This window comes from Micromonospora sp. Mcm103 (genome assembly GCF_024519755.1).
GTDB lineage: Bacteria > Actinomycetota > Actinomycetes > Mycobacteriales > Micromonosporaceae > Micromonospora > Micromonospora aurantiaca.
This window is the reverse complement of sequence record NZ_JALJRJ010000009.1, coordinates 93,489-107,364: the sequence shown is the minus strand read 5'-3', so window position 1 is coordinate 107,364 and position 13,876 is coordinate 93,489. Positions and strand designations below refer to the sequence as shown.

The 13,876-nt window shown below is 64.7% G+C and carries 5 protein-coding genes; 3 read left to right on the top strand and 2 right to left on the bottom strand.

Annotated elements, in window-relative coordinates; all coding sequences use genetic code 11:
• Positions 1–149 precede the first annotated feature (149 nt).
• From OC439_RS30360 to OC439_RS13715, 3 genes are all read left to right on the top strand, one after another.
• Positions 150–581: a transposase gene (locus tag OC439_RS30360; protein WP_410054921.1), complete on the top strand. Its 432-nt coding sequence runs from the start codon at positions 150–152 to the stop codon at positions 579–581.
• On the top strand, positions 533–6,001 hold the full coding sequence (locus tag OC439_RS13720) for an N-6 DNA methylase (RefSeq protein ID WP_262013727.1): 5,469 nt from the start codon (positions 533–535) through the stop codon (positions 5,999–6,001). The genes OC439_RS30360 and OC439_RS13720 overlap by 49 nt, the downstream gene beginning before the upstream one ends.
• A gap of 656 nt (positions 6,002–6,657) precedes the next feature.
• On the top strand, positions 6,658–7,725 hold the full coding sequence (locus OC439_RS13715) for a competence protein CoiA (protein WP_262013726.1): 1,068 nt from the start codon (positions 6,658–6,660) through the stop codon (positions 7,723–7,725).
• Positions 7,726–8,004: 279 nt separating this feature from the next.
• On the opposite strand, the gene OC439_RS13710 is transcribed toward OC439_RS13715, so the two are convergent.
• Together OC439_RS13710 and OC439_RS13705 are read right to left on the bottom strand one after the other, a co-directional pair.
• On the bottom strand, positions 8,005–8,823 hold the full coding sequence (locus OC439_RS13710) for a hypothetical protein (RefSeq protein ID WP_262013725.1): 819 nt from the start codon (positions 8,821–8,823) through the stop codon (positions 8,005–8,007).
• A gap of 8 nt (positions 8,824–8,831) precedes the next feature.
• Positions 8,832–12,881, bottom strand: coding sequence for an AAA domain-containing protein (locus OC439_RS13705; protein ID WP_262013724.1), 4,050 nt, complete (start codon positions 12,879–12,881; stop codon positions 8,832–8,834).
• Positions 12,882–13,876 lie beyond the last annotated feature (995 nt).

The window sequence follows — 13,876 nt, the reverse complement described above, 5'->3', positions numbered from 1 at the left end:
TGGCATTTCCGCAGATGAACGGCATTTTCGGTGCTGCGTCAGCGCCGATGAGCCAGCTGTCAGCGTCGATGTTATGCACCGGGCTGGCCGAGGTGGTCGCACTTCGTGTCTGATGCCTCTGTTGGCGAGCCGGGCAAGCTTTCGCGCTTGTGTTGGTCGATCAAATCGTCCGTTGGCGGCCGGGTCTGGATGATCTGCTGGCGCGGTTCGCGTACCGGCTCGGGCGTGCGCAGCCGCGCAAGCAGGCGTTGAGCTACCTGGCCGGGTTGTTGTCGCCGTTGGCGGTGAAGAACGGCTGGACCCTGGCCGAGGCCGCCGGCGACACCACGCCGGATCGGATGCAACGGCTGCTCAGTCGGTCGTTGTGGGATCCCGACGCGGTCCGTGACGACCTGTTCGCCTACGTCCGTGAGCATCTCAGCCACAACGACGGCGTCCTCATCGATCCTGACCGACGCTCGGTCAGTCTCACACCAGGTGAGGGACAGCAGCCTCCCCCGGCCTGTCGTACCGCCGCCATAAGCTGTCCTTCGTGGACATCGTGGGCGCCGACCGGATCGCCATCGCAGCGGCAAACGTAGAGCGCGCCGACACCGAGTCAGCGGGTCCGCCCCTGCCCGCCGCCATCGACCGCCCCCCGCTCGTCCTGATCGCCCCTTCCTACGGCAACCGCGCGACCCGACAGCGATTCGCCGACACCCTCGCGGACCCCGTGAATTTCCTCGGCGACGAGTTCCACGCCGCGCTGAACGCGGCGGAGGCCCAGGACCTCCTCTCGCGGCATCCGGATGGGACCGCGCGGTTCTGGGGTGCGCTGCCGAGTCACAACGGGATCATCGACCGGCTACGGCCAGGCGATCTCGTCGTCTTCACCGGTCAGAACCGTGTGCAGGCGATCGGAACCCTGGCCTGCAAACTGCGCAACCCAGAGTTGGCCGACCTGCTCTGGCCCCCCGATCCGGGCGCTCCGGGCTGGGTGAACGTCTATACCGTCGTCAGTTTCCGACGGGTCACCGGGCCGGAGTATCCACTGCTACGGGAATGGGTCGCCTCGAGCGAGCGGGACGTCTTCCAGTCCGCCCGTGCGCTGACGCCGGAAAAATCCGCTGCTGTACTGGACGGGCTGACCGGCCTCGGCATGTTCAGCGGCCTGCTGGATGTCGGAAATGAACCTGGTCGCGGGACGACCGGCGCCGCAGCCGAGCAGACCCTGATGACCTTGGCCGAGTTTGAGCGTCACCTGGGCACGGCGGTGAAAATACTCGCTGGTCAGACACACCTTGACCTGGATACTAAGTGGTATCTCCTGGGCGTCCTGCTGCTCAAGTATGCCTCCGACACGTCCGAGTCCAGGCGTGCGGAGCACCTCAACGACCAGTTCGCCTCAGACCGAGACAGAAGACTGGGTGCAGCACCGAACGACAGGGCTTGGTCGTATCCCGAAAGGCTCGTCGTGCCGGAGGAGGCACGGTGGAGCTACCTCATGGACCACCCCACTTTCGCGTCCGATCTCGGAACCGCCCTCAATCGGGCACTCTCAGCCCTCGAACTAGCCAACAAGGCGGCGCTCGGCGACGTCCTGACGCACATTGACTTCACACGAAAAATCGGCGGCGGCCGGTTGTCAGACGCAACGCTGAGGGATCTGCTTCACCACTTCGCGGGACTCTCGCTGGCGCCAGAGAGCATGCCGCCGGACCTGCTGAGGCAGGGGTTTGCATACATCGTCACGAGGTTTCCGGACACCGTCTCGTCGAACAGTGGCGACTTCTACGCGCCGGCCGATGTGACCCGGCTGATGATCCAGCTGGTGGATCCAACCGAGAAGACGACGCTCTACGATCCCTGCGCCGGGATCGGCGGCATGCTCATCGCGGCTGCCGAGCACGTCAAGGCCCGCAGTGGAGGCCTGCCTCGGGTCATCGCTGGCCAGGAGATCGTCGGCAGCACCTGGGCGTTGTCGAAGCTTAATCTGTTCATGAACAACGTTCCCAGCACCGGTCTCGAGCGCGGCGACACCTTGACGGAGCCACGGCACGTACGCGCGGGCGTCCTCGAGCGGTTTGACCGGGTGATTTCGAATCCGCCCTTCGGAAGTCGCGCCGCCACAGGCGACCTACCGTATCCGGAGCGCTTCCGGTGGGGCCGCCCCGCGCCGACCCGATCCGAGTTGTTGTTCGTGCAGCACGCGGTTTCGATGCTGAGCGCCCAAGGGCTGGCCGCAGTGGTGTTACCACGAGGCGTACTGTTCAGGTCCGGTGCTGAACGAATGATCCGCGCGGCTCTTCTCGACGACGACGTCGTTGAGGCGGTCATTGGACTTCCCGCGGGCCTCTTCTACGCCACCGGCGCGGCTACGTGCGTGTTGCTACTGCGACCGCCCGGGACCAAGCCCGCCGAGCGTACGGGCAAGATCTTGTTCGCCGACCTTCCGGCCAAGAAGTCCGGCCGCGCTCGCCGTCTCGTCAACGAGCGGGTTGATGAGTTGCTCGCGGCCTACCGCGCCTTTGCGGACGTCCCGGACGTCGCCACGGTGGTTGACCGGGCGGCAGTGCGGAAAGAAGGGGACGATCTCAGCGTAGAGCGGTACGTGCGCACGGGTTTGTCGGGGCGTGAAGCGATGAGCCCCGTCCAGAGCTGGGAGTCGCGACTTCGAGAGCTAGCCCGCGACGGCCGGTACGACGAAGCGGTGGCCCTGCTGGGCGAACACGTGGACCGGGACGTCGCGGCCGACGGCGAGGGGGATTCCACACGCCTCGGCCGGCTCAGGATGGAGTTTGGCTTTCTCCGCCTTCACGATGGCGACCGGCGGATCGTCGGCACCTTCTGGACACCGACCGCCCAGGCGAACAGCTTCGCTCCCGCTGCGTCGAGGGAGACGGTGCGGACCCAGGACAACGCGGACAGCTCTGACCTCCCGCCGGAGGCCGGACCGGCCGGTGAGGCATTCGAACCGTCCGACGCCCCGGCCGGACGATCGCCGCAGCAGTCCGGCGCAGTGCTGGAACAGGCGACCGTCGACCTCTTCGCCCAGCTGTTCCACATCGATCCGGACAACCGCCAGGTGGTGGTGACCAGGCTGCGGAACCAGCAGTCGGGCATCCAGTACGGCCATGACGTCGCACTGGATTGCAGCGTCGCGGAGAGCCCGACCGTACGGTGCCACGTGGAATGCAAGAATCTGCAGCGCCCGATCACGCTCAGCGATGTCGCCGACAAGCTGATCCAGGAGAAGTTCTATCCCGGCGGGGCGACCCTGGACCACTGGATTTTGATCTCGCCACATAAGGGTCCCAGCAACGAACTCCGGCGGATGCTCAACGCGTGGGAGCAAGGAGAGGAGTACCCGTTCTCGGTCCAGGTGTGGAGTCCAGAGGAGGGGATTGAGGGGCTCTTCGCCCAGGACCCTGATGTCTACGAAGCGGTGTACGGCAAACCCCCCGGTGCCCGGGAACTCGCGATGGTGGACGGTGCCATCGAGAGCCTCCGAAAGAGTCTGGCGCCGCGGCTGCCAATCGACCGGATCTGGCACGCCTATCTGAGCGACCCACACCGGCTCTGTTTCGGGTGGGAGGAATTCCAAGACTTCGATGATCTTTACGACAATCAGGTGCAACTCAGGGTCACCGACGGCAAGGGTGCACTGCTGGAAGGTAGCTTGCTCGACGAGACCCTCGCCTGGGTCCACAGCACGTCACCTGAGCCGATGCTGCTCCTCGCAGATTTCGGTGAGGGCAAGAGCGTTTTCACATACTCCCTCGCTCGACGGCTGTGCGAGGAGTACCGCTGGTCACCCCGTACGGGCGTGTTCCCGCTACGTATCCCGCTGAGAGATTTCGCGCAGGCCGGCAGCGGCCGTGACCTGCTGAAACGGCGGCTAGAAGAACTCGGGGCGACGCTGGACCAGTGGCGCGAGCTCGCACGTCGAGGACGAACCCTCGTGATCCTCGACGGCTTCGACGAAATGACCGCTGACCTGTCCCCTGCGGCGATTACCGACAACCTTCGCAGCATCGGCTCCTGCCTGGCCGAGTTCACCGGATCGAAGGTGCTGGTCACGTCTCGGCGTCGGACACTCAGCGTCCGCGATTGGGACCGCGTACTTGACAGGCTGCGCGGCCCGATGGTCCGTGAGATCGCGCCCGGCTCGCGTGACCAGCGGGTCCGCTACCTCGAGCAGTTCGCCGCCGATGACCGGACCGCCCAGATCCTGGAGAACCTGCGCAACTTGTACGATCCCATCGGTCTAGCCGCCAAGCCACTGTTCCTGCAGATGATCAAAGAAACCCTCGCTGAACTACCCGACAACAACCTCAGCGAACTGGCCCTCTACACCACCTACGTGGAGAAGAGCCTCCGCCGCAAGCTAGAGCTGCTAGAGGACGACAACCTTTCGCTTACTGGTAGTGAACTGATCGAAAACCTCTTGACCATCCTTGAGGACATCGCGGTCGAACTACAGGGATCCAACAAATCCTGCGTCTACCTTCGCGACTACGCCGCGAACGCCCCCAACGGCATCGCGGCGATGTTGTGGCAGATGAGCACCGATGCTGTGGCTCCGGTGTCGGACCCGGTCCGGGCCGACGATGACGCCACCGCCCGGATCGGAGTGCGGTCGCTGCTCAAAGCAGCACGCGACGACAACCTCGACAGGTGGCCGGTCGACTTCTTCCACCGCTCCATGCGCGAGTACTTCTTCGCCCGAGCCTTGGTCCGCAGGCTGCGGACCAATCCGCAGCGCGCCCGGGAGATCCTCCATGCCACTCCCCTACCTCCCGAGATCACACATTTCGTCGCAGAGATGCTCAGAGGGCGGGGCGACTCGTCACTGTTGAGTCACCTGGAAAGCTTCGCGCGCTCCGCAACATTAGGCTTACCCGAGGCCTTCCTCGGCGGGAACTCGATCACCCTGCTCTACGCCGCCCGCGGCGAGCTGCCACACTGCGACTGGTCCGGTCTACGCCTGGATCACGCGCAACTCAGCGGAGCGAATCTCACAGAAGCTCGATTTGTCAATACCTCACTACGCAATGCAAATCTCGACAACGCGGACCTCACCCGCGCCGACTTCACCAACGCGAATCTCGACGGAATCCGACTGGAGGAAACCGCCCGAGTTACGGCACTCACCACGTTAGACGACGAGCGGATCGTTGTGGCCTACCAGGACGGCTCGCTGCGGCAGTGGCGACCACACCCGGGCGGCAGGTACGAGAGCCACATCATCGCCAGGACAGAACACCCGGTGGAGCGGTTGTATCGGACGCCCCGAGGACGTTTGGCCGCCATCGGCACGGGCTTCTTCAGCCTCTACGAGCTTCAAAGCCGGTCCCTGACAACGACTTCGCGGTTCGCGACGAAGGCCCGTTTCCGGCTCGCCCTGCCAGGTGAGCACACCGCACTACTCCTAGAAGAGACGAACGGCGGCCGGACGCGAGTGCTCTGGCTGGACGGCACCGCAACCGGGACGCACGACCACTGGATCGCTGAGGATGTAGTCACCTACTCAGACCAACTCGACGGACGGGCATACGCCGTCGCCACAGATAAGCAGGTGAGGATTGCACTCATCGACGAGAGCGGTACGTGCGAAATTCGGACCTTCAAGATCGGCCGAATAAGCTGCCTGGGCCTCGGTCTCACCCGCAATGGCGACGTACTCCTTGCGCTGGGTCGGCACGACGGACAGGTACGCGTAGAGTCGCTCGCCCGAGCTGCCCCCGCTGGTCGTGCAACTGCCCTATGGCAGACAGGCTTGCACAGCGGCACGGTCACCACGGTTGCCTTCGGCGACCGCGGCCAGCTGATCACTGGAGGGGCCGACCGCACGGTGTGCATCGTGCCGAGCGCCATCGAAGGGCCAGAGCAGCCTGGCCAGTCCGTACGGCAGCTCCACCTCACTCTGCGGTGCGAGGGCATCAAGGTTGACGGCGTGCGCACAGAGCGAGAGCAACAGCGTCTCCGGGAGCAGGCAACGGCCACCTTGATCGCGGGGTAGTTGCCAGGTGGTCCTGGGTAATGAGGAGACTTGAACCCAGAAGAACCTCTTGTCGAGCCTCGTTCAAGGCTTGTCATTGCTTGCCAAAACCCCTTGTAACGGAAAGTAGCCGAAGTGGGCTTGTCATTACTTGCCTCAGGTGGTCGTTGAGCTGCAACGACGTCACTAGCCGTTCGCCGTTCCTTGTCACTCTTCGTCGACATCTGGCTTGGGTTTTCGGGGGGTAAACGGGGGGCCAAGATTGAACGTCCGCCACGTCTGACCGCCTACCGGCCGGGCCCTGCACGTCTCATAGATCCCGTACCGAGACCCCAGCACAGGCGAGCAGGTCTCGACGGGACCGACCTTTTGCCATGCGTGGAGCTCCTTGGACCGGCAGCGACGGGAGTCTTGTGGACCGCTGGCGGTTCCGGCGATACTGGGCCCAGCCCGTCGACTACTGATAATTGACTCTTCTTGAGGTGAGTGACGGTCGACCCGTGTTGATGGCCTGGGTGCCTGAGCGGGCGATCTTGGAGCAGTGAGCTCCAACATGATCACGATGTGATCTCTTCTTGCGATGACGGGCGGCTCATCCGGCACTTCGCGTAACCGCGTACCGCAGCAGCCCACACGATCCTTGTCGTGTGGGCGGCCACCGCATGAGGAGAGATCCCGTGAACGACCTGTCGGTCGTCGGCCTGGACCTGCGCGCAGGCAGCAGCGTCCACGTCGAGGACGAGCCCAAGTACGTCTGGAAGGCCAAGGGATACGGCGGCGATGAGACCTTGGTCTGCTGGCACTGCTACCACGGCATGGACGCCCCAGCCGGCACGCGCGTGCCCCTGATGTGCCGGGGCGGTAAGAAGTACGGCAAGGTCCGGACGCACTTCGCCCACCCGAGCGGGCAGGCGCCACCCGGCGGCCACAGCCCCGAGACGCTATGGCATGCCAACGCCAAACAAACCATCCTGCGCTGGGCGAAGAACCAGCCCGGCGTAACCGAGGCACGCACGGAGTACTGGACCGCAGACGGGCGACGTCGCAGCGACGTCGAAATCCTGCTAGCCGACGGAACGCGCCTGGTCGTGGAAGTCCAGCAACAACCACTTACCGACGAGGACTGGACCCGCCGGCATCATGACTACGTCGCGGCGGGCCTGGTCGAGGTGTGGCTGTGGCACGCACGCCTCGGCGTACCGGGCATCGCCCGCGACGAACCCCAGTGCCACTGGCTGCTCTCCCCCGAACTCGACACAATCGGCATCCCCCTGGCCCACCCCCATGCTTTCGACGGCGACTGGTGGAACCGACCAGACCACCGCCTCCGCGCCCCGCACCACCCACCATGCCCGGGCGATCCGACCGAGACACGCTGGGCCGAGTTGACAGACTTCACCATCGGGCCCACGGGCTTCGCACTACCCACCACGGTGCTCGTCGAGCTTAGGAACCACGCGTCCGAGGCCGCACGTCTAGCAGAGATCAGGCGCCGGCTACTCACCACAGCATCAGCTAACACGGGGTCGGGGCGCGTCCCGCCCAAACAGGCTGAGCCGATCTACAGCGTCGCGGCATGCAGACTTCCTGAACCGACCGGACCGGACTGGCACGAGGTCCACCGCATCGACGCACTTCCACCCGATGCCGATCCCGCGCTACGTCGCTACCGCTGCCAGATCTGCAACTGGGTAACCCCGGAGGCACTCACCGACGGGCTTCACAAGCTCATCGAATACCCATGAAGCTCGCGGAAAGTGCATTACTCCGCACTGGCGCTGCTCCTGGTGGCGTTCCCTCGCTGAGCCTGGTTCTGATCAGCTCCTCCAGGACCACGATCGGCACCGGTCAGAGGCGCCGGACGTCGGCAAGTCGGGCGATGACCAGCTCGGCGCGATCCGGCGGCACGACGGCGGACAGCCTGGCCCGCTGTGCTCATGCCGTGATGTCGTACCCGCCGTTGGACGGAGGCCGCCCGAGGACTCAGCTCTCCCACGAGCGGGAGGCGAGTGTGGCCTTCGCTGTCATGTTGCGGTGGCCGCCAAGTCGTTGAGGGCTGCGTTGATCACGGGCCAACACATGCTGACGGTGTCGCGGTCCGGGGCGTGGCCCAGTTTTACCTGCGCATTGGGGTGCACGAGGTTGCGGTATTCGCGGAGTTTTCCAGCGAAGCCTCGGACATCGGCTTGTATCCATTTTTCTTTGTGGGCGGTCTCGATCAGGTCGTGCAGGGTCCATCTATCGAGCGGTTTGTCAGAGTTGGGCACGCGGGCCTTGATGGCGTCGAGGAGGACACCCTCCAGAAGGCTGCCGAGCATGATGATCGCGCTGGCGTAGGCACCGTTGCGGTCGCAGATGCGGGCCTCGTTGAGTCGGCTTTCCAGGACGATGGCGAGGTCGGCGTCGCGGACGATGTCTGCCATGGCCACGTGGAGAATGACGTCTGGTGACTGTTGTTCTTGGTCCTCTGGCTGCTTGTAGGGCCGGATAACCGGTCGCCCTCGGCTGTGCGCGATCTCGAAGCCTTCGACGGCGAGGACGGCGTTGAGTAGCTTGGTGACCTCCGCGGCTGCGAGGGGCTCGTTGCGATGGACGTACTCACGCTGGTCAGCAAGGCGGCAGACGAGCGCGTCGATGGCCCCGGATGTGTTTCGACGTTGACGGAGCTGGTTGGTGAGCCAGCTTCGGCGCTGGTCGCCGTTGTAGGGCGCGACGTTCTCCCAGCCGGCTTGTTGTAGAAGCTTGGGCAGTTCGGCTCCACGCCGGTACACCGGGAAGTCGTCGCCGCCGCAGGCGATTCGGGCGATCTCGTCGAGGGTGTTGTCGTCGATACCTTCGAGCACCGGGTCTCCTAGAGGTCGTCTTCGTCGTCGGACAGGGCTGTAGGTCTCCAACGTGGCTGCTGACGCGGTGGGGCGGGCAGTGATCGAGGTTCAATCCCTCGTTGCTGCAGTTGCTGCCAGAGTGGTTCGAGGGCGGCAATGGGGTCGTGGAGGTATTCACTGTCTCGGATGCGAATGAACTGCCAGCCAGCTCGGCGTAGCTCCCGCTCGCGGTGTAGCTCCTGTTGTGCCTGGTCGGGTTGTCGGTTCCGCGACGGTGTATCGCACTCGATGGCGAGCCGGCCGTTGTCGCCGACGACCACGAGATCGATGGTTCGGCGGTCGACTGGGTAGTGCGGGACTGCGGCGTAGCCGCGGCGCCGCAGCTCCAGGAAGACGCGTTGCTGCAGTAGGCACGTGAAGGGGTCGGTCCGGCTGTCGGGCGCGACGTCGTCGAGGTCGGGGTCGATGGTGAGGGTTGCCGGAGGGTGGAGCATGTAGGTGAGCAAGGAGTGGCGAAGATCGGCGGGGTTCAGGCTCGCTGGCGGCACGGAGGTGAACAGCCAGAGTTGGTCACGGGCGCGGCTGGCGGCGACGTTGTACCGACGTTGCTCGGTGCGGCCGGTGAGGGCCTTCTTGGCCTTCGTTACGACCATGGACAGCAGGATGACGTCGCGTTCATCGCCTTGGAAGTCGGGCGGTTGGCCGACTCGAATTTGTCGGTGGCGTATGTCGGCCGGGTCGATGCGCTCGTAGAGCAGCTTTTCAATAACTTGTGTCTGTTTGCCGCTCTGCAGCGCGATGATGCCGAGGGTCTTGTTGCGGTACATCGGATCATCGATGATCTTCTGCACGTGATCGATGATGGCGTTGGCCTCGACATGGTTACGCAGGGTCGCCCTTTGTCCTTCCTCCACTGCGTCGTCGACCTGCACCACTCTGAGGGGGTCAAGGCGGTCGGCCCCGAACTGGCGGAGCGGGATGAGCCTGTTGTCGTAGAACTGCGCGGAGGACCATCCGATGATCTCGGGCATGCATCTGAAGTGTTCGGAGAGCCGAACGACGTCGGAGAAGCGGGAGGCGAGGAGTTCGTAGAGGTTGGAGCTGGGGAGGAAGCCGTTGCGGAGGTTGAATGGCATATCCGCTAGGTGCTCGTCCAGGCTGTCCTGGACGGCCTCGGAGTCGTTGTTGTTCCGGTAGTTGGCGCCGGGTGCGCACTGCTTCTCGTCGCCGACGACGATGACTCGTGGGGCCAGCCAGAGGAGAAATAGGCTGTCGACGCTGGCTTGGCTTGCTTCGTCGACGATGATGACGTCGAAGGTGTTAGGTTGCGGTGGGATGGTGTCGGTAACGGCTGACAGGGGCATGACCCAGGCTGGAACGGCCTGTTGAGCGTGTCTCATCGCGTCGAGCGCTGCGGTGAGATACCGGTCCTTACTTCGGCCCTGCCCACGGCCGTAGGCGCCCATGTTGGTCTTGTAGGACTGGAGCGCCTGGCGTTGCTGCTCGGTCATGCGTTTCAGGCAGTGCTGCAGAGCCTGTTTGCCGGCTAGCTCTGCGGTGACGCGGTTGAGCTCTTGTTCTATGTCGTCGATGTGCTGCTCGTGGATCTGCTCGGTGTCTGTCTGCCTGATGATCTGGTGAAAGGCGGCTGCGACACCCCAGGCCCATGCTGCTTCGATATCGTTGAGGCGGCTTTCCCAGGTGCGATCGTCGAGGTTCTCGCTGATCTGGTCGGCGAGTGCGCGGTGGGCGGTGGAGAGCCTCTGGAGCAGCTGTTCGCAGCGCTGCTGTGAGTCCTTGTCGCTCCTGGCCAGATCCAGTTGTCGCCGAACTGCTGCGTAGCGATCGATGTCACCACGGCTAAGGGCAGCGGAGAGATCGACGATTTCGGGGGCGGCGTCTGGGTTTCGGCACCAGGTCTGCACGGTGTTGGTGAGGTCTGCCATGGCCGCAGATGCCTGCCGCGCCCCGGTGATAGTGGTGCGGTTGTGGCCGACGCGGACGAGGAGGTCCCAGTCTTCCAGGCTGCGGACCGTGAGGCGGATCCCGTGGCTGCGCAGGAGGCGTTCGACGGTGTCGCGGGCTGCGGCGAGTGTCCGCAGGGCGGAGGCGTTGTGCGAGATGTCGCGCAGATGCGCCACTCGACGGCGAAGCGGCCCGTGGAAGGTCGGCACTCCGACCTGGGCCCACGCTTCCAGGGCGGTGGTTACGGCTGTTTCGGCCTGGAGGAAGGTGGACAGCGCGGTCAGCTCGGAGGCGGTGGCGGGCGGGGCCCCGTCTACCGTGCAGTTCTGCAGCAGGTCGGTGGCGTCGAGCTGGGCCCGTGGAGGCAGGTAGCGGCGCAGGCGTCGGCCAGTGGCCAGATGTTTGCGTAGACGCTTGGCTTGGCCAGAGAGGCGGCTGAGATGGGCTGTGGTCAGGGGCGTGGTGCCCAGGTCGATCTCGCAGTCGCTCAGCGCTGTCAGGGCACGTACGTGGGGCTCTGCTTCTCGCAATTCGGCGAATAGGGCCTCCCAGTAGGCAGGGCTTCGCCGTGCCAGGAGCGCCTCGGCGGCACCGCGCCGCCAGTCTGCAGGGTCCCAGTCGCTGATGGCATCGGGCAGGCCGCAGGTCGCCAGAGCGTCGGCGGCAACCGCGACGTGGCGTTGGATCTCAGTAAGGGAGGGGTCATCAAGGGTAGTCAGTGACCATGCGGTGGTGGTGTGGTCGGAGCCGAGGATCCGTTCGGCGTCAGCGATGGTGTCGGTTATCGCGGCGACGTCCGCGGCGAGGGGGATCTCGTCGGAGTCGGGGATGAGTTGCTTGGCTCGTGCGGCGCGTTGTGGTGTGGCAGTGGTGAGGAGCCGCCACAGCTCTTGGGCTTGGTCGTTGAGCAGGGGCGGGTCACTGGAGGCGTCTGCGGGCAGGGGTTCGATCCAGCAGTGCCGCTCGCGGCCGGCGCGGAGTTGTTCGACGATCTGCGCCAGGGTGCCACCGTAGCCATCGGCGATCGGCGGGTGCGTCGTGTACTCCTGTTCGCGAACTACGCCCAGCTCACGCATAGCTCGCTCGAGCCGGGCCTGGAGATCTACCCGCTGTCCCCGAAGTCGGGTGATGTCTTCTCGCAGCTCGTCGACGGTGACCGTGGAGGACAGCTCCGACAGGGCGGTGATGCTGCGGTCGAGTTCGTCTGTGCCGGTTCGCTGCATGCCCGTCATCAGTACACACAGTTGCCTGACCGACTCCGGAAGCTTCTTGCGAAGCACGCGTAGCGCTTGATCCTTCTGGCTCGTGATGAGCAGCCTCTGGCCCTCGGCGAGCAGCGCACAAATGAGATTGGCGATCGTATGGGTCTTGCCCGTGCCTGGTGGGCCCTGCACGACGACGGTCGTGTCGTCGCTGAGCTTGGCCAGTACCCGGCGCTGCTCCCGGTTGCTGGGGAGCGGGAATAGCGGATCGTCGCTGTTGACCAGGCGGTCAGGGCCTGCGTCCTTGAGCCAGTTGCGGCGCTGCGTAGCCTCGATCGGGGTCACCAGTTGCGCCAGGCTGAGAGGGGTAGGAGCGTCTATGGCCTCGAGGCTGTCGGCGATAGTCCGGTAGACGCGCTCTAATCCCTTGCGGTCCCGACGACGGAGGAACAGAGCTGGAGCGAGGGTCAGCCGCGTTGTGTCTGCTTCATCGTGGACCGGGGGTTCCCACCGTTCTTCAGCAAGGTGCAGGGTGCGTTCCCAGCAACGACGCCGCCACAACTGCAAGAGGCGCACAACCTCTGGCGCAAAGGGGTGTAACTGATCTTCCGGCCCGAACCAGGGCGATGCAAAGCGTTTGTGGCGAAATCCGTCCTGAGGCGTGAGGAAGTCCTGATCCTCGATCTTCATGCGCTGATCAAGGGGCAAGACGACCTGCAGGCTGTCGGTGGCTTGGTCCTCAACGATGGCCACGTTCCAGACCAGAAGGTGCCGGCGAATGGCCCAATGGCCGGCGGCGCTGGAGGTAAGGAGGCCGACACCCAGCACAAGCTCCTCTGCATCGCCACGTTGCTGGGACAGTCGCTGCAGTCTCTCCAGGTGGGTGTAGGTCGCGCGCTCCTCCTTCATGCTGCGTTCGTGCTCGGCCCACTTCGTCCACCTGGCGAGCCACGCCTCGTATGACTGCCTGGTGGAATCGGAGACGGCGCCGTCAGCGACCGAACCTGTCGGGGAGAGATCGAGCTGGGGTGGCGGGCCGTCCGGATTGCCATACTCCGTGTTGTCCAGCAGGGGCCGGAGCATTCTTGGTGGTTCGGGTGGTTCGGGGGGTGGTGGGTACGTGACCTGCAGGACCACCCGCCCGCGAGCGGGCACCTTTTCTCCAGGCGGTCTGCGGAACCAGTAGGCCTTGGAGTCGTCGATGGGGTTGCAATCCAGTCGTTCACTGCTCTTGACCTGCGTGAGCAGGTGTGTCACAAGGCCTTGGGTCAGTCGTTTGACGGTAGGACTCGTCGGGGACACGGGGTCCGACACTGTGCCTCCTCGGGCTCGCCCAGCCCCACAGGATGCACGTAGGCAACTACCGAGTGCAACCACCTGACGGAAGATAGACATCTACTATCCGGGCGCCCATCGGAGATGAGCGCTGGCAAACTTGTCGCCGAGCACTGGCGTCTTGCCGCCGCAACTGCCGGCAGGGCCGCCATGCCGTTACTCGGCTGGCCGTGCTACCCCATCCCGCGGTTCGGCGCGATCCGGAGTCCATGATAGATCCGGGGAGCATAGTTGATCTCGACGACTCGGCCCGAGCGAGTTTCCCAAACGCCGGACCGCAGCCCGTCCAGTTCCGCCGGCCGGTTCGGCGCGCAACTATCGCAGGGTGGAGGGCTCGATCAATGCCCTGCCGCGCCGAGCGATGCTGAGGGGGCATCGACTGCCGCCATCCCGACGAGATGCGGCTTTTTCGGTCTATGTGTGGTGCACACCGGTGCACCACAGATACTCAGCGAGAAGGCCTGGCCAAGTCGCACGGCGTAGCCTGGGTACCGTAAAAGACACCACAGTCGACGTCCCCTGGACGTAGCCAGGACTGCCGTCCGCATGAGCCACTGAGACTGGGGTGG